The sequence below is a fragment of the Microbulbifer thermotolerans genome (assembly GCF_900112305.1).
In the GTDB taxonomy this organism is placed as follows: Bacteria; Pseudomonadota; Gammaproteobacteria; order Pseudomonadales; family Cellvibrionaceae; genus Microbulbifer; species Microbulbifer thermotolerans.
Genome location: NZ_FOKT01000005.1, coordinates 92,110 through 115,199, shown reverse-complemented (window position 1 = coordinate 115,199; position 23,090 = coordinate 92,110). Strand labels below are relative to the sequence as shown.

The window sequence follows — 23,090 nt, the reverse complement described above, 5'->3', positions numbered from 1 at the left end:
TTTGCCGAAGTGCCGGGCTGGCTGGCAGCCGCAGTCCGTGAAGCGCGCCGGGACGTTTCCGCGCCGGGACGCCTCTATGCTCAGCGCAATTTGAATCGCCGCGCAAGCAGCCAGTCCCGCAGCCGCCGCGGCAACCAGCGGGCCATCCAGGGCAACAGGCGGCTTTTGTTGCCAATGCGCACCAATGCCGGCGGACGCTTTTTCAGTAGTTCCGCCACCAGACGTTTCGCCATATCCCGCGCCAGAGTGGCATTTTGTTGCGACGCCAGAGCACGGGCGCGCACTGCTTCCTCCTGCCGCTTGTACCAGGAGTCCGGGGCCAGCAGGCCGCGCAGAGAAACTTCCGCATGACGGCCAAACTCCGAGGCGATAGCGCCGGGCTGCACCGTCATCACGCGGATGCCGAAAGGCCGCAGTTCCAGGCGCAGCACATCCGATAAAGTGTGCAGTGCGGCCTTGGAGGCACAGTAGGCGCCGGAGAACGGGGTGGGCATGACACCGGATACCGATCCGATATTACAGATCAGGCCGCGGCGCTCGGATTTCATAAGGGGGGCACAGGCGCGAATCAGCGCCATGGGGGCAAACACATTGGTGCGAAACTGGTTTTCCAGGGTTCGGGTATCAAGCTCCAGCAACGGCCCCATCTGGCCAAAACCGGCGTTATTGATAAGGATATCCAGGCGTCCATAGGCGGTCTTGAGCGCATGCACCACGCGGTTGATATCCGCCTGGGAATTGACATCCAGGGCCTCAGTGGCAATGCCCAGGTCCGCCAGTTCCTGCAGGCTTTCCGGGCGCCGCGCGGTGGCGATGACGATGGTGCCGCGGCGGTGCAGCGCCAGCGCCAGCTCGCGCCCGATGCCGGTGGAACAACCGGTAATCAGTGCCACGCGGTCCGGCACCACATAACCGCGTCCGATTTTCGCCAGGCTCTCGGCGGCCAACGTACGATCTGAAGGGCGAAACCTCGATGCCGGCGGTTTGTTCACGGGGAACTCCAGCTACTCCGCTTTGAAGTGAGGGTTTTCGATAATGCCAAAAATATTGCCGTAGGGGTCGAGAAATGTCGCCATGCGTATGCCCTCGCCCACGTCCACTATATCACTGTGCTGGCGCGCGCCCAGGGCGTTGATGCGCTCTACCTGGGCATCTATGTCGCGCACGCCCCAGTAGGCCACTACACCGTCGGCGCGGCTGATCACATTGCGCGCGTCCGGGTCCAGCCCCAACTCGTAGCCACCGACATTAAAGCCCACATAACACTCGGAATCGAAATAGGGCTCCTGCTCCAGCAGGCGGCTGTACCAGTCTTTTGCTTCAGCGATATTGGTGACCCCGTAGATCACAGTGCGCAAACCGAGAAACTGCCCCATATCAGGCTCCTGTCGATACCGCCGCTGGTGTCCGCACAAGACAGCCGCAAGCGGAAAGGTTAGCGCAGCTCCTGTTCCAGCTGCTCGAGCAGATCCAGCGGCTCCATCTCGATACCTTCGAGCTCGCGGTTCCAGTTGATACCCACCAGCAGTACATCTTCGTGCATGCCAGTGAGCCAGTCGTCCATAAACTCTTCCAGGTCGATAGGCACCACCTGGTATTCGGCCCAATCCCCCTCGACGTGTATTTCGGCAAACTCGCGCTGGGACCAGAAGGGCATCACCTCTGTCTGCGGGTATTTGACCGACTCGCACAGGGCAAACCCTTCATTGCCCTCCAGCGCCCAGACACAGCCCTGCGCAGCCGCTTCCGGCAAAAAACGCGCGCAGTTATGTTCGAAATCGTCACTCAGTGGTTCGATTTGCATGGGCGGACTCTCCAGGATTTGTGCGCAGTTTACGCCAGATTGACAGGAGCACCAACGGCCTCACCGGCCGCAATCGGGTTCATCGTGTTTTTTTGAAAAGCGCGATGGATTCCACGTGATCTGTGTGCGGAAACATATCCATAACGCCCGCCTTAACCAGTGAATAGCCAAGAGATTTCAGCTCACCGGCATCCCGGGCCAAAGTGGCAGGATTGCAGGACACATAGACGATTCGCTTGGCGTCAAATCGCGCAAGACGCCGCACCACTTCCAGGGCACCACTGCGCGGCGGGTCGAGGAGAATACCGTCGAAACCACCGGCGGCCCATGGGTGCGACTCGATCGACTGCGTCAGATCACAGGCGTGAAAACTAACATTGCGCAGTCCGTTCAAAGCGGCGTTATCCACGCCTCTTTGCGTGAGTCCGCCCTCGCCTTCCACCCCCACTACAGCGCCCGCGCGGCGCGCTAGAGGGAGAGTGAAATTACCGAGACCGCAAAACAGATCCAGCAGTCGCTCACCCGCCTGCGGATTCAGCAATTCCACTGCCCGCGCCACCATCTGCCGGTTGATAACGGCATTGACCTGGACAAAGTCCAGCGGATGAAAGCGCAATGTCAAATCAAATTCCGGCAAGTCGTAGGTCAGATAATCTTCTCCATCGCCGGGCCAGATTTTGTGGGCACTGGCCGCGTCCCCTGGCTGCAAGTACAGATGAATACCGGTCTCGGCGGCAAACGCCAGCCAGCGCTCGCGGTCCGCGGCCGTCACTGGTTTCAGGTGCCGCAGGACAATGGCTGCGGCGCTTTCTCCAACCACCACTTCCAGCTGTGAAAAATAGGCGCGCCCATCACTTTCGCCCACCAGCTGTTTCAAGCGCGGTATCTGAGCCGCGATCAGCGGGTGCAGCACCGGGCATTCGTCGATCTCCGTCAAATCGTTGGAACCTTTCTGACGGAATCCGAACACCAGCGTCTTCTTTGCTCCCCTACCGACAATGCGGATGCCAATACGCGCTCTGCGCCGGTATCCGAAGGGAGCGGCCACCAGGGGAGGCAGCAGTTCCGGGACCTCGATACCACCGAAGCGGGCCAGCTGATCCAGCAGCACCTTCTGTTTGGCTGCAATCTGTGCCTCTGGCACTAAATGCTGCAGCGAGCAGCCACCGCACAGATGCGCGTGGACACAGCGCGGCTCGCAGCGCTGCGGGGATGGTTGCAGCACCTCCTGCGCCGCCCCCTCGTCAAACTTCGAGCGCCGCGCGGAATAGCGGAATTTCACCTTTTCTCCCGGCAGTGCATTATCGATAAATACCGCCTTGCCGCTCACCCGGGCAATACCGCGCATGTCGTGGCTGAATTTTTCGATCTCCGCCTCGGCGCCCGCGGGCAGATTTTTTCTGGCGGGTTTCGGCGCTGAAAAGAAACGGGGCTTTTTAGCCATAAACTTACAGGGAAAAACAGGTTGTGCTGGGAGAAAAACAAATCAGAGGGTGAGGCGATGGCCGTTGTCCCGCAACCAGCGCCGCAGCACTTTGTAGCTCGGACAGACACTCTCTACCAGAGACCAGAAAGCGCGGCTGTGATTGTGATGCCGCAGATGTGAAACCTCATGTGCCACCAGGTAATCCACCACCGGCTCAGGGGCCTGGCACACTAGCCAGTTGTACTGCAGTTCGCCGCGACTGGTGCAATGGCCCCACTTGCTCTTGGTGCGGCGCACGCGCACCGAGGAAAAAGCGAGCCCAAGCCGCTCCGCCAACCGCGCTGACTTTTCCGTAAGCAGTGCCAGGGCTTCGCGCTGATAGAGCCGCTGCAACGCCGCCTGTACTTGCCTCTTATCCGGCTGGCGCTGACGGGTATAGAGCGCTATGGCATCCGCGCCAATACCGCTGGCACTACTGGCCCCAGCCCGTTCCAGCGGCAACGCGCGCCCCAGCCAGGGGAAACGCTCGCCAAAGGCATACTCGTAGACGGGGACCTGGGCCGCACGCTCACGGGCGCGCGACAGTTGGCTGCGTACCCAGTGTGCATTGTCCCGCAAAAACTGGTGGCCGTAACGCGCCGCACAGCGCTCGGGAATACGCACTTCGACACCAGACGGCACCAGAACCAAACCCAGGCGTTTGCGCCGGGGCGAACGCACCAGCCGGTAGGCGATATCCTCGTAGGTATAGGTCTGCGCCTCGCTCATTAGCCGTGCGCAACCACCGCCATGGTGATGCGGGAGATACAGCTCAGTTTGCCGTTGGGAGCCGTGATGCGGATTTCCCACACTTGGCTGCTGCGGCCAATATGTACGGGTTTTGCCGTACCCGTGACTTCGCCCTCGGCCACCGGGCGCAGGTGATTGGCGTTGATCTCCTGACCGACGCAATAGTATTTTTCCGGATCCACCACAAGGTTGGCCCCCATGGAACCGAGGGTCTCCGCCAATACCACATTGGCGCCACCGTGCAATATGCCGAAAGGCTGTCGGGTGCGCTGGTCCACCGGCAGGGTTCCCACCAGATAGTCGTCACCCACCTCGGTAATTTTCAATCCGATATGACCGGGCATACAGCCGGCGGCATTTTCGTTTAATTGCTCCGGAGTGGGGTTACTGTGCCAGATTGCCATTGAGTTACTTCCTGATTGAAATGTCGTGGGGGGTATCTACCGGCGCCCGAATATGGGGTCAATAAAAACGGCTGAAGCCGACAAAACCGAAGCCGCGCAGCTGGAGATCCAACAGATCCAGTTCCCGCCTGAGGGCGCTGCGGTGCAATTGCAGCGCCCGGATTTGCTCTTCCTCCCCCGCGCTGGCCAAGGCGGCGTTTACCGCTATGAGCTGACGCCTCAGGTCATCGTAGCGACGGGCCAGCTGCAGGTACTCCATCTCCACCTGGTAATCGGCGAGACCGCGATGGTATTCCGCCAAAAACAAATCCGCGCCGGGCCCGGTGCACACGCCTTCGTAGCTGTTGCCGAGGCGCCCCTGGCGGTATCCGTTCTCTGGCGTGCAGAAATAAGCCACGCCTTCCTCGTGGCCGCGCAGCCAGGCCTCCGTATCCACGCGCACGCCGTACTCGCGGCACTGCCGCGCGATATCGTAGACCAGCGATTGGCCGCGCCCGCGGGCGCCGTCCTGCAAACCGCGCTCGTACCAGAGACCGGCCTGACACGCCTCCTCAGAGATCACGGCACAGCCCGCGAGCAGCGCGGTCAAGAGTAACAGAAGGCTCTTCGCGGGATTCATGGCAAAATCAACCAAAGCGCTTGTCAGCGACAAAGGGATTGCTCTGTCGCTCCTGGCCAAAGGAGGACATTGGGCCGTGACCGGGGATAAAGCGCACATCATCGCCCAGCGGCCACAGTTTTTCAGTGATGGAACGGATTAGGGTGTCGTGGTCGCCCCTGGGGAAATCCGTACGGCCGATAGAGCCGGCAAAGAGGACATCCCCCACCAGCGCCAGCTTGCCCGCGCGGTGAAAAAACACAACGTGGCCCGGGGTGTGGCCGGGGCAATGATGCACTTCCAGTGTTTCTTCACCCACGGTTACAGTGTCGCCCTGAGCCAGCCAGCGGTCGGGGGTAAAGGTCTCGGCGGGTGGAAAGCCAAACATCTGTGCCTGCACCGGCAATTGGGCTATCCAAAACTCATCGTCGCGATGGGGCCCCTCCACCGGCAACTGCAACTGCCGGGCCAGCGCGGCGGTGCCGCCGACGTGGTCCAGGTGGCCATGGGTCAGCAGAATTTTCTCCAACTGCAAACCGCGCTCATCCACCGCGGCCAGAATCTTCTCCAGGTCCCCACCGGGGTCAACCACCGCCGCCCGTTTGCTGTTCTCGCACCAAAGTAGGGTGCAGTTTTGCTGAAAAGGCGTGACCGGAACCGTATGGAATTGCAACGACATACAAAAAACCAATACTTCGAAAATTGTGCCGCGGATTATAGCGCGGCCGCCGCCGCAGTCCGCACCGGCGCCGCCGGGCGGCGGCCGCGGTGACTTTTCAGCAGCGCTCGCAGATCCTCCAGCAACTGTTGATGCACCATTTGGCTGCGCCAGTAGCCATTGTGGGAAACCAGCTGCGGCCCCCAGTGGGACGCGCTCCAGTCAGACAGTGGACAGATTTCGTAGTCGCGGTAAACCGCCTGATTGTAGGAGGGACTGAGGGGCTTCAAAGGCCAGCCGAACAGGTCGTCCGGGTGGTAGAAATTCTTCCAGCGGAAGTTGTAGCCGCGCGTGGCCGAGGTCACCGCCTGTATCTGATCCCGCGGCATACCCGCGCACCAGAGCGGATTGGTGGCCCCCAGGGTGTACCAATGGCTCAGCGTTTTCAGACGCAGGAAGAGATCCCGGGCCGAGCCCTTGTGTACACCGCGGGGGCCGCCATCGCGCCAGATGCCGTGACCCAGGCTGGTTTTCTGTGCATCCCACAAATAGTTGGAGAGAGTGACGCAGCCCACCGAATGGGTCAGCAGTACCACCGGCGCGCTGTCAGAGGCGGCCTTGGCCGCCCTTTCAAGCGTGTTATAGATCGTCTGCTGGGCCTTTTCGTAGTTGCCGCCGCGCTGGTGGATATCCCCCAGCTGCGCGGCGCTCTCCGCCATGCCGTAGAGCATGAACTTACGCGCGCGCAGGAAATCCATATCGCGCTTTTGCATGCCCTCGAAGGTCCGCTCGATATTTGTTTGCAAGTGAACCTGGCAAAGAACGGTATCGCAATGCAAGCGGGACCAGTCGTCTCCCAGTCCCTCGCGCAGCGCCGCGAACAGCGGCTCGGCGAATTCCTCGTCCGCCACCCCCATACCCGGCACCGCCAGGATTACTATATCGGCCATATTCAGCCCCTGATTATTTTTTCGGCGTTGCGTAAGAATCGCCTCACGCGCCGCTCATTTTTGTGAATGGGCACCGCTGAATCCGTCGAAACTAACATTTACCGAGCGGTTGAAAAAGTGCTTTGCAGTCGAAAATTTATGAAGAAGGCAGTAGCCTATGCGTTGAGAAGGGGGTGTAACGACCCTGTCATTGCATCACCTGAGACGTGCACTGCCCTGCTTGCACAAAAAACAACCAAAAGATAACCCGCCGCAGCGATGCTACTGACCTCCAAATACAGCCTGCCGGACTGCCCGGAACACACATTGGCGCGCCCGCGCCTACTGTCGTTGCTGAACGGCAGCCACAGCGACCAGCTGTTGCTGGTGACCGCGCCGGCGGGATATGGAAAAACCACTCTGGTCTCTTCCTGGGCCGCGGGACAGGACAACCCGGTGGCCTGGTACTCCCTGGATACGAGCGACAACCAACCAGCCCAGTTCTGCCGCTATCTGGTGGAGAGCGTACACCGCGCCACTGGCAATGGCGTGCCCGAAACCCACAAGCTGCTCGCGGCGCAACGAAACCCCGATCCATCGCTGGTTATCAGCCAACTGCTGGCGGAGCTGCGCGGCCTCCCCAGCGAACTGCGCATTGTGCTGGATGACTACCATCAGATCGACAACGAAGTGGTGCACAACACCACTCGCTTCCTACTGCGCCACGCCCCCGCCGGCATCGGCGTGGTGCTCACCAGCCGCAGTCAGCCGCCGCTGGGACTGGCCTCACTGCGGGTAGCTGGCCGACTGCTGGAACTGAGCAGCAACGATTTGGCACTGACCACCGAGGAAATAAGCCAACTGCTCGAGCAGCGCCTGCCTTTTCCCCTCGACAGCGACCGCGCCGAACAGTTGCATCAATTGAGCGAGGGCTGGCCACCGGCGGTACAGTTGTTCGCCCTATCCGTGCGCGACCGCGACGAAGTGGACCGCTACCTAAGCGAGCTGGAGCGCGGCCACAGTCACATCCTCGATTATCTGGCCGAAGAGGTGCTAGAGCGGCTGGAACCGCAACTGCGCGAACTGCTCGCCTGCACCTCAATACTGAACCGCGTCAACGCCCGGCTGGCGGAACAACTGAGCGGGCTCGAAGGCGGCCAACAGCTGCTGGAACAGGTAGCACGGCGCGGCCTGTTCCTGCAGGCTCAGGACTCAAGCCGCCGGTGGTTCCGCTACCACCCCGTATTCGCCCGCTTTCTTCAGCGCCAACTCACCGATCCCTCGCGCCTACAGGCGTTGCACCGCACCGCCTGCGATACCTGGCAGCAGCTGGAGCAACCGCAGGAAGCACTGCACCATGCGCTGGCGGCAGAAGACCCGACGCGCCTGCGGCAACTGCTGGAAGCCCACGGGGAACAGCTGCTACGCGAGGGGCAGGCCCGGGTGGTGAAAAACTGCCTCGACTGGCTCGGCGCAGACGAGCTGCAACAAAACCCCCGCTTCACCCTACTGGCCGCGCGTATGGCTCGGGACAACTTCGAACACAACCGCTGCGAAAAACTCCTCGCCGCCGCGGAGAGCTGGCTGCAGCGTGAAGACCCGGGCCAATGGCACGAGTACGAGGGCGCCTTCGCCGCCGCTCGCGCCCAGGCTGCTGTGGCCCGGGGCCGGACACTACAGGCCAAGGAGTACGCGGAGGAAGCCTTGCAGCTCCTGCGCGACAATCAGGCCGGCGAACGCATCGCCGCCCTCCTGGTTACAGGGGAGACCAACTTCTGTCTTGGACAGCTGGAAAAAGCCGACGCCCATATGCGCGAGGTGGAAACTCTGGCCTTGGCTGAACAAGACTACCCCAGCGCCGCCTGGGCAATCTGCCAGCAGACCGAGATCGCCATCGCCCAGGGCCTGCTAAAGAAAGCCACAGCCCTGCAAGAGCGCGCCCAGCTGCTGATACAGGAACACCACCTCAGCGGCCAACCCATCTCCGAATTTATCTGCCGCCTGCGCGGCCACCTGGAATGGGAGCGGGGCGACCTGGATGCCGCAGCCGCCTGTGCCCGCCTCGGCATGCGCATCAACCGCAAAGTGGGCGAACGCTGGCTGCTGCCGGAATACACCCTGCTGCTGAAAGTGGCCCAAGCCCGCGGCGAAAAAGAAGAATCCCTGGAATGGCTGGCGCGCATTGACCGCCTGATGACCGGCGAGCGCTACCACCGCGACTGGGTGGCCAACGCCGACGCCGCGCGCATGCGCGCCTGGCGCGCCCTGAACAACCAAGAAGCCATTGGAGCCTGGCTGGAACAGGCCGAGCCGGTAGTGGACAGACCCAGCAACCACTTCGAACAATGCCACGGGCGCAACCACGTGCGCGCAATGATCGAACTGCACCGCTGGTCCGATGCCGGGCGGTTGCTCGCCCGCCTGCAACAGGTAGCGCAAGACTGCGGACTGGTCACCGACTGCCTCCGCAACCTGGTGCTGGAAGCGCATCTGCTATGGCTGCGCGAGCAGCGCGACGGCTCAGTCAAAGCCATCCGCGAGGCGCTCGCCATTGCTGTCGATCGCGGCTTCTGTGCCAGCTTCCTGCAAATTGGCAAACCGCTGATCGTTATCTTAAAAGCGGCCCTGGAGTCAGAAGACGAAAAAGGTGAGCTGAGCCAAGCGGAAGCCGATCGGGCCCGCGAACTGATTAAACTGGCCCAGCAGCAACCGGAGCTCGACGGCGGCATCCGCATCGAGCTGGACGAAACCATTATCAAAGAAATTCTGCAGAGCGATGCAGTGCCGGACTTCCTGCGTCACTCACCGTTAACCCCGCGGGAATGGCAAGTGCTAAACGCCATTCACTCGGGCCTCTCAAACGAGCGCATCGCCCGTCACTTCAAAGTGGCGCCCAGCACCATCAAAACCCACATTCGCAGCCTCTACCAAAAGCTGGACGTAAAAGACCGCCAGGAAGCTATTGCGTTAGCGGAGCAAATGCTGCGTTCGGTGCAGGACAAGCCTTGAGGACACTGCCTCACAAGACTGTATTTACCTTTAAGGAACCTCTGATTAATCCGCGTGAATACTATGGTAGGTTTTGGGGCGCTCAGGCAATAGGACGGATATTTCGAAACCGCACGAGTACTTCCCTGTAGCTCCGACGGAGGCGTCACTTTTCCGCCCTTAATGTGCCTCTGATTAATTCGCTTCCTGAAGGTGAAGATACTTCCAGACCCCCTGAACACCTCGGGATCAATTACAGCGCCCACCCGAATGAATCAGAGATTCCTTAACAAATTCAAGCAGCCTGTTAAATAATGCTGGAGTTCATCAATCACCCCCACCACAGTCACCGCCCCCACCACAGTCACCACCATCAAAGAAGCCGCCGCTAGAACTAGAACCACCACTAGAGCCACTACCCCGATGACTATCGGATAAACTAGACCTAATCAACTTCACAAGACCGACAATTACGAATACGGCGAAAATAATAGGGCAAAAAATGCTGTTAAATTCTGAATCTGACTTGAGATCAATATAGTTCCAACTAACTACCACCCCAATGATAACTATCCACGGATTCATCACCTACTTCCTCATATTTTTTACTGAAGATCCAACGATTTTTTTGATTTAAAAAACAGTTATTTGTCGCTCCTTTTGATAGTTAAAGAACCTCTGATTAATTCACTTCCTGATGGTTAAAACTCTTTGGAGCCAGATGAGAAACTCAGGTGATAGGCTGGCCATTTCGAAACCGTCGGATACAGGGATGTATCCGTCGGAGCTACAGGGAAGTACTCGTGCGTTTTCGAAATGGCCAGCCTATTGCCTGAGCGCCCCGGAACCTACCATAGTGTTCACGTGAATTAATCAGAGGTTTTTTAAACAATTTCCGTTACTATAGCGCACTCAACCGCCAGTTACTCTCATCAAGTCAAATGCTTGGCAACGCCCCAGCAATACTAATACGTGCTTCGCACACTTATTGCTCTGTGATTGCGCCAATATTTATACAGCAAAGCTGGCTCTACACCTTCTATTTTATGGATGTCCTTTATTAAGGATTATTGCGGTAGTATAACGCTGTTGGAAATCTGGAATATCGGGGGTTTTCCAGTTCTGGCTTGTGAGATTAAGAGGATGATCCACCATGGCCACTATTATCCCAAACCTCAGCACCCTTCGCGGCATGACGCCGGGTGAGCGCCGCCTGGGGCAGCGGTTAGAAAGCCTACTGGAGGACGACTACATCGTCTGGTACGACACCCCAGTGGGACGGAACCGGCGTTATCCCGATTACATCATTCTCCATCCTGGCCGCGGACTGCTGTTTCTGGAGGTGAAGGACTGGAAGCTGGATACCCTCAAACAAATCACTCCACGTGATGTGGAAATACACACCCCGGATGGTCTCAAGACCGTCAGCAATCCCCTGCAGCAGGCCCGCCAGTACGCTCTCACCGCCATCAACAAACTGCAGCGCGATAAGCACTTACAAGAAACCTCCTCACAGTACAAAGGCAAGCTCTGTTTCCCGTGGGGCTACGGGGTGGTGTTTCCCAACATTACCCGCAAGCAGTGGAACGAAGCCATCAGTGAGGAGGATCAGGAGCTGGTGCTGCCGCCACACCGGCTGATCTGCAAGGATGAAATGACTGCCACCGCCGACCCGGAGGTGTTTCAGGAGCGGCTGTGGGGCATGTTCGACTACGCCTTTGGGGACAAACTAAGCCTGCCACAGATCGATCGCATCCGCTGGAACCTGTTCCCGGAAATCCGCATCAACACACCGCAGAAAGGCCTGTTTGATGACGGCGATAGCGATGAGAACGCGGATGCTGAAAACGGGCCGGGACCGAGTGCGGATGACAAGAGCGCGGCCAAGAACAAAGCAGATTACAACAGCATTCCCGATATCGTCCGCGTCATGGACCTACAGCAGGAACAACTGGCTCGCAGCATGGGCGATGGTCACCGAGTTATTCACGGGGTGGCCGGGTCCGGTAAGACGCTGATTCTCTGCTACCGCTGTCAGCATCTGGCCCAGGCCGTCACCAAGCCGATCCTGGTGCTGTGCTTCAATATCACCTTGGCCGCTCGGCTGCGCAGCTTTATTGTCGAAAAGGGCATCGAGGAAAAAGTGCAGGTGCATCACTTCCATGAATGGTGCGGCCGCCAACTGAAAACCTACAACGTGGACCTCCTCCCCGCCACGCCCGGCCGACAATACTGGGAACGGCAGGTGGACACCGTGATACACGCCGTGGACAAAGGCCAGATCCCCCGCGCCCAGTACAGCGCAGTGATGATCGATGAAGGTCACGACTTCGAACAGGACTGGCTTGCCCTTATCGTGCAGATGATTGACCCGAACACCAACTCCCTGCTGCTACTCTACGACGATGCCCAATCCATCTATAAGAAACGCAGCCTCAAGTTCCCCCTGTCCAGCGCCGGGATTCAGGCCCGTGGCCGCACCACGATTTTAAAACTCAACTACCGCAATACCCGCGAAATCCTCAGTTACGCCTACGATTTCGCCAAAGACTTTTTGCAAGCGCAGGACGCCGACGACGACCACATTCCCCTCATTGCCCCGGAAGTAGCCGGCACCAGTGGCCCAGCGCCCGAATTCCGCAAGTTTGACAGCTTTAATGACGAAGCCCATTACATTGCCCGCTGTATCCGCAAATGGCACCAGAACGGCCAACCGCTCAATAACATCGCGGTGATTTACGGCTACACCCGGCAGGCCGAAACCTTACAAAGGGCGTTGAAAGCGGTGGCGATCCCGCACGCTTGGTTGAAAGACAGTGCCAGCAAGAAAGCGTATGACGCTAATGCGGATCGTATCGCACTGCTTACCCGGCAAAGCAGCAAGGGATTGGAGTTCGATACCGTGGTTCTGGCCGGGTTGGGAGGATTGAAGGATGACGAGGAAAACCTGGAGAGTGAAGTAAAGCTGCTATATGTGGGGATGACACGGGCTCGGAAGCAGTTGTTGTTAACAGGGAGTGGAGAGAATTGGTTTGTAGAGCGGATTGGCGGGTAGTCGGAACATGAACCGTTCCACAATAGAATTTTCAGCCTCTAGCCAGTTTCGGGGTACTCAAGTAGCGGGATGGGCAGGGCATTCCAAAAGTGCGCGAAGTCCCGGTAGCCCCACCGGCTACCGCCATTTATCCGATGATTTTGAAATATTCATACCTGCAGCTGAACGCCTTATCTTTGGCCCTGGAAATTTTACCGAGATAAGGCGTATTAATCAGAGAACCTTTTAACTCCCAGCCCGCAACCGCTGCTGCATCTCACTGACTGGCTCCGGCGGATACACATTCGTGGGCCACTTCAGCGGTGCAAATTCCTCACTTAAACGCATATCTCCCACTTCCGCCTTTACTTTGTCGTAAGCCGCCTGTGTCTCCGGGCCCAATTCCAGGCTGATACTGTTAAAGATATTGTCTTGCAGTTCCTGGATAGGAGAGGTATCGAAGGTAGGTTTATTATTTTTATCAAAGCTGTAAATATCTTGCTCAAAGCAAACTTCGACAAAGTGCTTTTCTGTGATAGGAAATACAAAAAAATACTCAGGTCGTACCAAGTTCGTAGGATCGGCACTGCGGCTGATTTTAAAACTAGCACTGGGTACTGGAAGGTGATTGTGGCACTGCCAGCCTATCGGCCCGCTATAACGAGGTATATGAGAAGATTCGCCTCCCCAGTTCTTGTGGCCATAAAAGTCGTTCAAATAGTACACTAGAATCATTTCAAACGCTTTGGGGTTGAAGAGGGAAACTTGAGGTAAGGAGTACTCATCTAAGCGACCAACTACGGCAATGCTCAGACTAAGCTCCCCTTTACATCCTGTCATCCAAGGTCCATAAAATGCCCACCTTCTTGCCAGCAATACGATACTACCCCAATGTTCATTGGCCATAACATTATCAGGAAAGTGTCCTAACTGAGGGGAACTAAGCACATCTCGCCCAGGTAGAATTCGCACCTGCTCAACCGTAGAACGGCGCGGACTATGCCGCGGAACCTTAACACGCAAACGACTTTCAGCGAGGTGCATCATAGCCCAGCGAGCTGAAGAGAAACTCGGTCCTTGGGGCACACAATAAGCCTGGCGTTTACGCCATTCTAGTGGAGGATATTTAATCCAGTTTCGCATATGTGCCCCCAATTACAATTTGAATCGGCGGCGCAAGTCCTCCGCCAAACTCTGGCCAATACTATAAGCAACTCCAACACCACCAATCGCAGTGGCAATACTCCCTACCACCGCCATTGCCTGTGCTCCCCCCATCACAGTGGCCACAACACCTACTGGGGTAGACATTGCAACCGTGCCTTTAAACCAAGCTCGAGCATGATATCCACGGTTATAGAGATCACGTTCATTATTGAGACGTGCCCCTGATACAGAAAACTGACTGAGAGCACCACGAAGACTGAGCCCTGTGTTAGCAAAGCTCTCATTTAACGTCAATTCCAGTTTATGCGCCAAGCGCAAAGCTTTAGCAGGCGATGTGCGCGGCCGGTGTAGATAGGCAGTATGCCCCTTCAGCTTTACCCCCTTATTCACCAATATCTGCATGGCCTGAGTTAGTACAGCAGATCCGCCAAAATCCGCCACCCAACTGACATTCTTGATATCTCTTGCGCCTTCCATTGTCGCCGCCAACTGCACCGCAGATGCGCGGCTAGTATTTACTTCCAATGGATTGTAGCGAAGCAATCCTCCTAACCGCTTCTGCCCAGGTGTGAAATGTAGATCGCAGCCCGATTCACGTATCCCAGCAGTATTCTTACCTAAGAACTCCAAAGCACCAGGAATAGTGTACCGAGCCGCATCGTCAGCGCGCTCATACCCCGAGTCCGCTACCGCCACTAGCCGGCCCTGTTGTTTTAATATCCTAGAATCTGGCACATGCTCTACACCCCAGCTTCGCTTATCCCGCCTTAATGAGGCTCGGTACAGCCCCATTCGAGTGGCATCATCACTCCACTCCGTCGCCCGAAAATAATTGTCATCCAAGTTCAGCTCAGTAATACAGAACTGATCATCCGGCCACCGCACCACTGTGGCCTTAAGGCCCGGCAGAAAGACGTAATACAGTTCGTTGCTGTTCTTGGTACGCGACTTGCTAGGGCGCACGTAGACATTGTTCTTGCCCAGTACGCCAGTGGTCAGTGCATTGAGCTCCTTAACGGCGATGGTAGCCCAATAGTGGTTGCGGCGGGCTGCCTGTTGCAGGCGCTGGAAAACCGGTTCGAGTTTTGTAATGCAGCGGATGGGTTTGCCGGCACGCTGTCCGGCGATCAGAGGAAGGTTCTGTGTAGTGCTCATTTTACTCCCTGTTGTTTGTCACTCCATGTGCGGGCGAGGATCATAATGAGACCTTCCAAAGCCCTTCAAGCCCCCGTCCGAACTATTGAAAGTGCAGACGTACCAGTCACAATTAACTGTGACAAATGTCTCGACTCACCTGCAAACTACATCTCAAAGAGCACCTCCTGCCTGCCCTCCCTTTCCGCTTGCACCAGGCGCAATGATGCAAAATATCAGCCCTAACCAATCCCAACTTGTGAGACCATTTGATGCTTTTGGGTCACACCATTTCATACGGGAGAGTCCTGAATCCACTAATTAGCAACCCGGCCAATCCTCTCCCCTCCCCCCTGCCCGGGGAGGAGGCAGCACCCAGCCAGCATCGCCATACTCACCCTAACCTAATGAATACCCAACGGACTCAAGGCATGAGCGGAAAGCCCTTCAGCGACAAAAGCGGGGACTGGTGGCGCAGCGGTGTGATCTACCAGATCTACCCGCGCAGTTTTTGCGACGCTAACGGTGATGGCATCGGCGATCTGCCAGGCATCACTGAGAAGCTCGACTATGTACAGTCCCTCGGGGTGGACGCCATTTGGATCTCCCCGTTCTTCAAATCGCCGATGGCGGACTTCGGTTACGACGTGTCCGATTACCGCGATGTGGACCCGATTTTCGGCAAACTGGACGATTTCGATCGCCTGATTGAAGCGGCGCACGCGCGCGGTCTGCGCGTGATTATCGACCAGATTCTCAGCCACACCTCCGACCAGCACCCCTGGTTCGAGGAGAGCCGTTCCAGCCGCGACAACCCCAAGGCGGACTGGTACGTGTGGGCCGATCCCAAGCCGGATGGCAGCGCGCCCAATAACTGGATGTCCAATTTCGGCGGCAGTGCCTGGCGCTGGTGCAGCCGCCGCCGCCAATACTATCTGACCAACTTCCTCAAAGAGCAGCCGGATCTGAATCTGCACAATCCGGAAGTTCAGGAACAATTGCTGTCCGACCTGAAATTCTGGCTCGACCGGGGCGTGGACGGCTTCCGCCTGGATGCCATCAACCACGCCTTCCACGATCAGTCCCTGGCCGACAATCCGCCGCGCCCGCTGGAACTGGACGAGAAGGGCTTGCCGCCGGTAAATACCTACAACTATCAGTGGCACATTCACGACAAGTCCCAACCGGAAAACCTGGTGTTCCTGCAGCGGGTCCGCCAGCTGATGAACCAGTATCCCGGCACCGTGACCATGGGCGAAGTGGGCGATGACAACACCCACAAGATCATGGCGGAGTACACCACCGGCGAGCGCCTGAATATGGCCTACTCCTTCGATCTGTTGACCGAGGAGAGCAGCGCTAAATTCCTGCGCGACACTCTGGAAAAGAACCGCGAGGTAATCGAACAGGGCTGGCCCTGCTGGTCCATCAGCAACCACGATGTTCCCCGCTCTTTTACCCGCTGGAATAAAGGTTTCGATACCGAGCAGGCCATGGCCCGCGCGCCGCTGTTTTTACTGATGCAACTGACCCTGCGCGGCAGCGTCTGTCTGTATCAGGGCGAGGAGCTGGGTCTCGAAGAGGCGGAGCTCGCCTTTGAGGATCTAGTGGACCCCTATGGCATCAATCTATGGCCGGACTTCAAAGGGCGCGACGGTTGCCGCACCCCCATGCCCTGGAGTAACAGCGACGAACCCAATGCCGGTTTTTCCGCGGTGAAACCCTGGCTACCGGTGCCAGAAGAGCACTGCCACAAGGCGGTCAGCCTGCAGGAAAAAGATCCGCAATCGATGCTGAACCGTTTCCGCGCTCTGCTCGACTGGCACAAGAACCAGTCATCGGAACTGGCAACCGCCGCGCAGGAAATTGTGGACACTCAAAACGATTTGCTGGTGTTTTTCCGCCGGGGGGAAATGCGGGAATATCTCGTTGCCCTGAATTTAGGCAAAGATGCGGAGACTTTTGCACTGCCGTCCGAATTTTCCAGCGCGGAGGATATTACACCGACGCTGTTTGCCGGCGAGCGCAACGGCGAACAGCTAACACTGCCACCCGCTGGAGCACGAGTACTGCTGCGCAAACAGTAAACTTTGTTGAGCGCCGCTGAGTGCAAAACGGCTCAGGGGCCCTGTCCCGAAATATGTAAGCGTTTGTCACACGATTTTGGAACGTCTTTCCTTTCGACGTCTGCTTCCGGTGCCGGCCTAGTGCCGGCCTTTTTTTTAGAGCCTCTGATTAATTCGCGTGAACACTATGGTAGCTTCCGGGGCGCTCAGGCAATAGGACGGACATTACGAAAACGCACAAGTACTTCCCTGTAGCTCCGACGGATACATCCCTGTATCCGACGGTTTCGAAATGCCCGTCCTATCACCTGAGCTTCACATCCGCCCCGGTTGCTATGCTGTAAGGATGCGGTTCATTTACCCGCTGCAGGTGTCCCTTCACAGCCAGCGTCACGATGTCCGAACAACCCGATCATGCCACTCTACGCAAGTCCCGGCCCCTGCTGCGTGGGATTCTGCCGTTGACGCTGCGCCAGCTGCCGAGGGAAATTCTCGCTGGCGCCACCCTCGCCGCGCTTGCGATACCGGAAGTGATGGGTTACGCGAAAATCGCCGGTATGCCCGTGGTCACCGGGATCTATACGCTGTTTATCCCCATGCTCGCCTACGCGCTGCTGAGTTCATCCCGCCACCTGGTGGTTGGAGCAGATTCGGCGACCGCAGCCATTCTCGCCGCCGGCCTCACCGGACTGGCGGCACCTCAGACTGACCACTATATCGCGCTGGCCGGGCTCACCGCCTTACTCGCCGCCGCGCTGCTGCTTCTGGCCCGCTGGGTGCGGCTGGGTTTTCTGGCCAATTTTCTTTCGCGCACGGTACTGATCGGATTTCTTACCGGCGTCGGCATTCAGGTGGCACTGGGGCAGCTGCCGGCTATGTTCGGATTGGAGCCCACCGGATACAACGGCTGGGAGAATATCTGGCAATACGTGAAACAGTTGGAGTCTCCCAACTACTATGCATTGGGCATTAGCCTGAGCGCGCTTTTGCTGATCGCAAGCTGTAAAAAGTGCTCGCCTCATATTCCCGCTGCCCTGATAGCAGTGGTGGCAGCCACCCTAACCACCTGGGCAATGGATCTGGATACACAGCTACCAGTGCTGGGGACGCTACCTGCCGGGCTGCCGGAGCTGAGCCTGCCCAAGGCCGATTGGCACCCACAGCTGATCGTGGATCTTGCACCGACCGCATTCGCCATATTTATCGTTATCCTCGCGCAAAGTGCCGCCACCGCGCGGGCCTATGCAACCCGCTATGGCGAGCGCTTTGATGAAAATGCCGATCTCAGCGCGCTCTGCGTTGCCAACCTGGGCGCCGCGTTGAGCAGCAGCTTCGTCGTAAACGGCAGCCCCACAAAAACACAAATCGTGAACAGTGCCGGTGGCCGAACCCAACTCAGTATGGTCGTCACCAGCATGATCACCTTAATGGTGCTGCTGTTTATGACCCAAACACTGCACCATATGCCGGATGCGGTACTGGCGGCTGTCGTTTTTGTTATTGGGCTGGAGCTGGTCGATTTGCGCGGGATGCGCGCCATCTACGCGGCGCGGCGCTCGGAGTTCTGGGTAGCGGTGGCCACGGCGGGGACGGTAATCCTGGTCGGCGTCGAGCAGGGTATTATGCTTGCGCTGGCCCTTTCCCTGGTTGTGCACACCCGCCACGGTTATAAACCCAGGAATGCGCTGCTGAGACCCTCGGCTTCCGGCGGCTGGCAGGCCAGCCCGGTCAGCAGTGGCACCCAGGCCGCACCGGGCCTGATCATTTACCGCTTCACCCACAGTATTTACTATGCCAATGCGCAGCTGCTGACAGACGAAGTCACCCACCTGGCCACCAGCGCCGACCCGCCACTACACTATTTCTGCATCGAAATCTCCGCAGTGGATGATATTGACTTTACCGCTGCCGAGACGCTGCGAGAATTGCACAAATACCTGTCCCGCCGGGGTATCCGTCTGGTATTTGCCGCGGTCATGAGCGGCACCTCCGCCAACGCGCCGGCGCAAATTCGCGCGCTTTTTGACGACAAAGCCCTTTACAAAAATTTGGAGGCTGTAGTCGCCGACGCCAAAAAGGCAGAGGGGCGCAGCGCGCACTCGGAGTAAAGCCTCCGCCATTGATATTCCACCAAGCGAACGCCGATGGAACCAGCTGCAGCGACTGGCGAGCTGCTAGATTGTTAATGGATCTCTGATTCGTTCGCTGTAGAAGCCCCTCTGCCAAATGGGAAGCTCAGGTGATGGCGTGCCCCGAAAGCAGCGACGGCAACCACTCGAACGCATCAGCGCGGCCTTCAACAACCCGCACCGGAACCGCCCCGGTAACACTGTGGCAAGAAAAGGATTTCACGTGCAACAAACATCGCAGCAATCGAGCAATGCTTCCACGGCGACGATATCCAAAGCAGGTGGAGACGATCTGGAAAAAGCGGATCTGAATTCCGTCTATGCCACCCTGAAAACTTCCACCAAAGGGTTAAGCAAAACCGAGGCCGCAAATAGGTTGCAAAAGTATGGCCGCAACGCCATCACCGAAAAAGAAGAGAGCGCACTGCGCAAATTTTTGCGCTTTTTCTGGGGCCCTATACCCTGGATGATCGAAGCCGCGGCACTCCTTTCCGCACTGATCGGCCACTGGGCGGACTTCGCCATTATCAGCTTGCTGTTACTGTACAACGCGATCGCCGGTTTCTGGCAGGAGCGCAAAGCCTCTAACGCGCTGGCGGCACTTAAGGCGGGCATGGCGCCGAAGGCGGAGGTACTGCGGGATGGCGAATTCACCACCATCGACGCCGCCGAAGTGGTACCCGGCGATATTGTCCGCATAAAATTGGGTCAGGTAGTACCGGCGGACGTGCGCTTTGTGGGCGCCGACTCCATCAGTATCGACCAGGCGGCGCTCACCGGAGAATCCCTGCCAGTCAATAAAAAAATCGGCGATCTCGGTTACTCCGGCAGTATCGCCAAACGCGGAGAAATGACCGCCGTCGTTATTGGCACCGGTCGGAATACCTTTTTCGGGCGCACCGCCAAACTGGTTGCGGGCGCAGGCAGGGGGCCGTCTCACTCGCAAAAAGCCGTCACACAAATCGGTGACTTCCTTATCGCGCTCTGCCTGTTTCTGGCGTTGTTTCTTGTGGGCAGTGAACTCTACCGGGATATTGTCATCGCCAAAGACTGGCACTGGTCCGATTTGCTGGACATATTGCGCCTGGTGCTGGTATTGCTGATCGCTTCCATTCCCGTGGCCATGCCCTCGGTGATGACTGTCACCAATGCCCTGGGTGCACTGACGCTGTCAAAGAAAAAAGCCATCGTTTCGCGTTTGGAAGCGATCGAGGAATTGGCCGGGGTCGATATTCTCTGTTCCGACAAGACAGGAACCCTGACCAAAAATCAACTCACCCTGCACGATCCCCAACTGTTTGCCGCCGAGGACAAGGCCACATTGATTCAGGCCGCGGCACTGGCGTCCGAGCCGGATTCCGACGATCCCATCGACAAAGCTGTCTTCGCCGGGCTGGGGGACAAGAAAGTCCTCGATACTTACCGCGCAGACAAGTTCACGCCCTTCGATCCGGTGAGCAAACGCACCCAGGCCCAGGTCACCGACAGCAGCGGAAAGACACTGCTTTTTTCCAAGGGCGCGCCCCAGGCGATTGCCGCCCTGTGCAAGCTTTCCGGGGACACGGCCGATAAGGCGGATGCCTGTGTCAGCGATCTGGCAGCGCGCGGACTGCGCGCGCTCGGCGTGGCCCGGTCCGAAGACCAGGGGCATAGCTGGTCTTTCCTCGGCATCCTTTCCCTCGAAGACCCTCCCCGGGACGACTCCCGCCAGACAATCACCAGAGCGCGCGATCACGGGCTGCAGGTGAAAATGATTACCGGCGACGACGTGGCCATCGGCAAAGAAATCGCCTCCCAGGTGGGCATAGGGACAAACATTCGCGCCGCCGGCGATCTGTTCAGTAAAAACCAGGACATGAATCACCTGCCGGCCAGAGTGGTCGATTGTGTGGAGACGGCGGATGGATTCGGGCGGGTATTCCCGGAACACAAATACGCCATTGTCAAAGCACTGCAGGGACGCGGGCACCAGGTCGCCATGACCGGCGACGGCGTCAACGATGCCCCCGCACTAAAACAGGCCGACTGCGGCATTGCGGTGAGCGGCGCGACCGATGCAGCCCGTGCAGCCGCCGCCATCATTTTGACAGCACCGGGGCTTTCCACCGTCATCGATGCCATCGACGAAGCGCGCAAAATTTTTGAGCGCATCATTAACTATGTGCTCTTCCGGGTTTCCATGACCCTGGACATTATGGTGGTGGTTGTCTTTGCCACCGTTTTTTTCGGCTTCCCGCCGCTCACACCAATTATGATTGTCCTAATCGCCCTGCTGGACGACGTCCCCATTATGACCATCGCCTACGACAACACCCTTGTGCCATCCAAACCGGTACACTGGCAGATGCGCCAGCTGCTGCTGGGGGCCAGCATTATCGGCCTGTTTTCCATCGCGCAATCCCTGGGACTGCTGTTGATCGGCATGGAGTGGTTGGGAAATCCACAGTGGCAGTCGTGGATTCCGCTTTCAAAAGATCAAATTCAGACAGTAGTGTTTTTACAGATAGTGGCTGGCGGCCACCTGTTACTGTTTGTCGTGCGCGCCCGCGGTGCTTTCTTCTCCCGTCCCTGGCCGGCATCCCGGCTGTTCGGTGCTATCGTCGGCACCCAGGTGCTGACCGTGCTGATGTGCGGCTTCGGCTGGCTGGTGCCCGCCATTCCCTGGGCCATTATCGGCCTGGTGTGGCTGTATATGATTGCCTGGATGTTTGTCCTGGATCTGGTGAAACGAATTCTCTATCGGCACCAACAAAAGTCCACTTACGCTCGCGGTGAAAAATCATGAATTACTATGAAAAATTCCGGGTTAAACCGGGAAGCAAAGTTCATCTGGATAATATCGATGCATCCTTTAAGGGTGAACACGAAAATCATCGCTCTGCGCTACCAGAAATCCAAGACTACAACCGCAAGATCCGCGACTTGCAATACCTGATGTACGCCGAACACAAGCACTCCCTGCTGATCTGCCTCCAGGGGCGCGATGCCGCCGGCAAGGACGGCACTATCAATCACGTACTCAGTGCCATGAACCCACAGGGATGTACAGTAACCGGATTTAAGCAGCCCACCGCGGAAGAGTTGGACCACGATTTTCTCTGGCGCTGCCACAAGGCTGTGCCCCGGCGCGGCAATGTGGCTATTTTCAACCGCTCCCACTACGAGGATGTGCTGGTTCAGCGGGTGCACCAAATGGTGCCAAAAGAGGTCTGGTCAAAGCGCTACGACCATATCAACAACTTCGAAAAACTGCTCACCGACAACAACACTCTGATTCTCAAGTTTTATCTGCATATCGACGCAAAAGAACAGCTCGCGCGCTTCAAGAAGCGCATTGACGATCCAACCCGTCACTGGAAAATCAGCGAAAGTGACTATACAGAAGCCTGCTACTGGGATGCGTACACCGGCGCATTCCAGGATGCGCTGGAAAAATGCAGCACCGATTACGCACCCTGGTTTGTTATACCGTCGAATCACAAATGGTTCCGCAATCTGGCAATCTCCCACATAGTGGCAAAGGCAATGGAATCGCTGGACATGGCATTCCCGAAGCCCACGGAAAATATCGACGAAATCAAAAAGAAATATCATTCTCTCGATCAGAGAGAACAAAAGAAAGGACTGATTTCCGGAGAAAAAAAGAGCCCGAAGAAGAAAAAATAACCGGCGTAATTGCCATAGCTGCAACACAATGATTCTCGTTCCTGTATTTTCCGAGTTTCTCTCCAAATACGGGATAAAACGGGATGAGAATAGTTCTTTTTACCGGTATTTTTTTCATCAAACTCGTATTCCCAATCGCTCTCTTGCAACAGAGGAAATACCGGGACCGGCAAGTCGCCACTGCGCTTTGCCAAGCCTGTATAAATGGTACAGAATACCTAGGTGTTATAGCTCACCAGCCGTAACACCCCGCAATTAGCGGCTAGTCTTGGGAGCGTCTAAGGAACCTCTGATGAAT

At 57.4% G+C, this 23,090-nt stretch carries 17 protein-coding genes; 6 read left to right on the top strand and 11 right to left on the bottom strand.

Features of this window, described 5'->3' with window-relative positions; translation table 11 throughout:
- Window positions 1-80: 80 nt before the first annotated feature.
- The 9 genes from BM155_RS09260 to BM155_RS09220 form a co-directional block, all read right to left on the bottom strand.
- Window positions 81-992, bottom strand: coding sequence for an SDR family oxidoreductase (locus BM155_RS09260; protein WP_083421138.1), 912 nt, complete (start codon window positions 990-992; stop codon window positions 81-83).
- A gap of 12 nt (window positions 993-1,004) precedes the next feature.
- Complete coding sequence (locus BM155_RS09255; RefSeq protein WP_067155482.1) at window positions 1,005-1,376, bottom strand: VOC family protein; 372 nt, start codon at window positions 1,374-1,376, stop codon at window positions 1,005-1,007.
- A gap of 59 nt (window positions 1,377-1,435) precedes the next feature.
- Window positions 1,436-1,804, bottom strand: coding sequence for a DUF2750 domain-containing protein (locus BM155_RS09250; RefSeq protein ID WP_067155485.1), 369 nt, complete (start codon window positions 1,802-1,804; stop codon window positions 1,436-1,438).
- Between the two features lie 79 nt (window positions 1,805-1,883).
- Window positions 1,884-3,248, bottom strand: coding sequence for a 23S rRNA (uracil(1939)-C(5))-methyltransferase RlmD (gene rlmD, locus BM155_RS09245; protein ID WP_074902732.1), 1,365 nt, complete (start codon window positions 3,246-3,248; stop codon window positions 1,884-1,886).
- Between the two features lie 42 nt (window positions 3,249-3,290).
- Window positions 3,291-3,998, bottom strand: a complete 708-nt coding sequence (locus BM155_RS09240) for a M48 family metallopeptidase (RefSeq protein WP_067155494.1) — start codon at window positions 3,996-3,998, stop codon at window positions 3,291-3,293.
- The gene (locus BM155_RS09235) at window positions 3,998-4,423 is read right to left on the bottom strand and encodes a hotdog fold thioesterase (protein ID WP_067155496.1); all 426 of its coding nucleotides are present in this window, start codon (window positions 4,421-4,423) and stop codon (window positions 3,998-4,000) included. Before BM155_RS09235 ends, BM155_RS09240 begins: the two co-directional genes overlap by 1 nt.
- Before the next feature lie 58 nt (window positions 4,424-4,481).
- Window positions 4,482-5,042 carry a DUF2799 domain-containing protein gene (locus BM155_RS09230; protein ID WP_067157997.1) on the bottom strand — a complete coding sequence of 187 codons (561 nt, stop codon included), beginning with the start codon at window positions 5,040-5,042 and terminating at the stop codon, window positions 4,482-4,484.
- A gap of 7 nt (window positions 5,043-5,049) precedes the next feature.
- A complete protein-coding gene (locus BM155_RS09225) occupies window positions 5,050-5,700 on the bottom strand; it encodes an MBL fold metallo-hydrolase (protein ID WP_067155499.1) in 651 nt (216 codons plus the stop codon).
- Window positions 5,701-5,735: 35 nt separating this feature from the next.
- The gene (locus BM155_RS09220) at window positions 5,736-6,629 is read right to left on the bottom strand and encodes a hypothetical protein (RefSeq protein ID WP_074902730.1); all 894 of its coding nucleotides are present in this window, start codon (window positions 6,627-6,629) and stop codon (window positions 5,736-5,738) included.
- Window positions 6,630-6,887: 258 nt separating this feature from the next.
- Between BM155_RS09220 and malT the strand changes: the two genes are divergently transcribed.
- Together malT and BM155_RS09205 are read left to right on the top strand one after the other, a co-directional pair.
- Complete coding sequence (malT, locus tag BM155_RS09215; protein WP_067155505.1) at window positions 6,888-9,617, top strand: HTH-type transcriptional regulator MalT; 2,730 nt, start codon at window positions 6,888-6,890, stop codon at window positions 9,615-9,617.
- Window positions 9,618-10,749: 1,132 nt separating this feature from the next.
- Window positions 10,750-12,651, top strand: coding sequence for a 3'-5' exonuclease (locus BM155_RS09205; RefSeq protein ID WP_074902726.1), 1,902 nt, complete (start codon window positions 10,750-10,752; stop codon window positions 12,649-12,651).
- A 225-nt stretch (window positions 12,652-12,876) separates the two neighbouring features.
- Here BM155_RS09205 and BM155_RS17055 read toward each other — a convergent pair whose 3' ends face one another.
- Both BM155_RS17055 and BM155_RS09195 read right to left on the bottom strand, forming a co-directional pair.
- Entirely contained in the window at window positions 12,877-13,536 is a 660-nt protein-coding gene (locus BM155_RS17055; RefSeq protein ID WP_139223205.1) for a hypothetical protein, read from the bottom strand.
- 249 nt (window positions 13,537-13,785) lie between these two features.
- Window positions 13,786-14,952, bottom strand: coding sequence for a hypothetical protein (locus BM155_RS09195; RefSeq protein ID WP_074902722.1), 1,167 nt, complete (start codon window positions 14,950-14,952; stop codon window positions 13,786-13,788).
- Between the two features lie 410 nt (window positions 14,953-15,362).
- Between BM155_RS09195 and BM155_RS09190 the strand changes: the two genes are divergently transcribed.
- The 4 genes from BM155_RS09190 (at window position 15,363) to BM155_RS09175 (ending at window position 22,792) form a co-directional block, all read left to right on the top strand.
- Window positions 15,363-17,018, top strand: coding sequence for an alpha-amylase family glycosyl hydrolase (locus BM155_RS09190; RefSeq protein ID WP_074902720.1), 1,656 nt, complete (start codon window positions 15,363-15,365; stop codon window positions 17,016-17,018).
- 374 nt (window positions 17,019-17,392) lie between these two features.
- On the top strand, window positions 17,393-19,105 hold the full coding sequence (locus BM155_RS09185; protein WP_074902718.1) for a SulP family inorganic anion transporter: 1,713 nt from the start codon (window positions 17,393-17,395) through the stop codon (window positions 19,103-19,105).
- A gap of 244 nt (window positions 19,106-19,349) precedes the next feature.
- Window positions 19,350-21,911, top strand: a complete 2,562-nt coding sequence (locus BM155_RS09180) for a plasma-membrane proton-efflux P-type ATPase (protein ID WP_254773163.1) — start codon at window positions 19,350-19,352, stop codon at window positions 21,909-21,911.
- Window positions 21,908-22,792, top strand: a complete 885-nt coding sequence (locus BM155_RS09175) for a polyphosphate kinase 2 family protein (RefSeq protein ID WP_067155521.1) — start codon at window positions 21,908-21,910, stop codon at window positions 22,790-22,792. The genes BM155_RS09180 and BM155_RS09175 overlap by 4 nt, the downstream gene beginning before the upstream one ends.
- Window positions 22,793-23,090: the final 298 nt, after the last annotated feature.

Bases quoted from the DNA above. Each gene is read 5' to 3' on its own strand.
- BM155_RS09255 (WP_067155482.1), bottom strand. From the start codon at position 1,376: ATGGGGCAGTTTCTCGGTTTGCGCACTGTGATCTACGGGGTCACCAAT.
- BM155_RS09250 (WP_067155485.1), bottom strand. From the start codon at position 1,804: ATGCAAATCGAACCACTGAGTGACGATTTCGAACATAACTGCGCGCGT.
- rlmD (WP_074902732.1), bottom strand. From the start codon at position 3,248: ATGGCTAAAAAGCCCCGTTTCTTTTCAGCGCCGAAACCCGCCAGAAAA.
- BM155_RS09240 (WP_067155494.1), bottom strand. From the start codon at position 3,998: ATGAGCGAGGCGCAGACCTATACCTACGAGGATATCGCCTACCGGCTG.
- BM155_RS09235 (WP_067155496.1), bottom strand. From the start codon at position 4,423: ATGGCAATCTGGCACAGTAACCCCACTCCGGAGCAATTAAACGAAAAT.
- BM155_RS09230 (WP_067157997.1), bottom strand. From the start codon at position 5,042: ATGAATCCCGCGAAGAGCCTTCTGTTACTCTTGACCGCGCTGCTCGCG.
- BM155_RS09225 (WP_067155499.1), bottom strand. From the start codon at position 5,700: ATGTCGTTGCAATTCCATACGGTTCCGGTCACGCCTTTTCAGCAAAAC.
- BM155_RS09220 (WP_074902730.1), bottom strand. From the start codon at position 6,629: ATGGCCGATATAGTAATCCTGGCGGTGCCGGGTATGGGGGTGGCGGAC.
- malT (WP_067155505.1), top strand. From the start codon at position 6,888: ATGCTACTGACCTCCAAATACAGCCTGCCGGACTGCCCGGAACACACA.
- BM155_RS09205 (WP_074902726.1), top strand. From the start codon at position 10,750: ATGGCCACTATTATCCCAAACCTCAGCACCCTTCGCGGCATGACGCCG.
- BM155_RS17055 (WP_139223205.1), bottom strand. From the start codon at position 13,536: ATGGCCAATGAACATTGGGGTAGTATCGTATTGCTGGCAAGAAGGTGG.
- BM155_RS09195 (WP_074902722.1), bottom strand. From the start codon at position 14,952: ATGAGCACTACACAGAACCTTCCTCTGATCGCCGGACAGCGTGCCGGC.
- BM155_RS09190 (WP_074902720.1), top strand. From the start codon at position 15,363: ATGAGCGGAAAGCCCTTCAGCGACAAAAGCGGGGACTGGTGGCGCAGC.
- BM155_RS09185 (WP_074902718.1), top strand. From the start codon at position 17,393: ATGTCCGAACAACCCGATCATGCCACTCTACGCAAGTCCCGGCCCCTG.
- BM155_RS09175 (WP_067155521.1), top strand. From the start codon at position 21,908: ATGAATTACTATGAAAAATTCCGGGTTAAACCGGGAAGCAAAGTTCAT.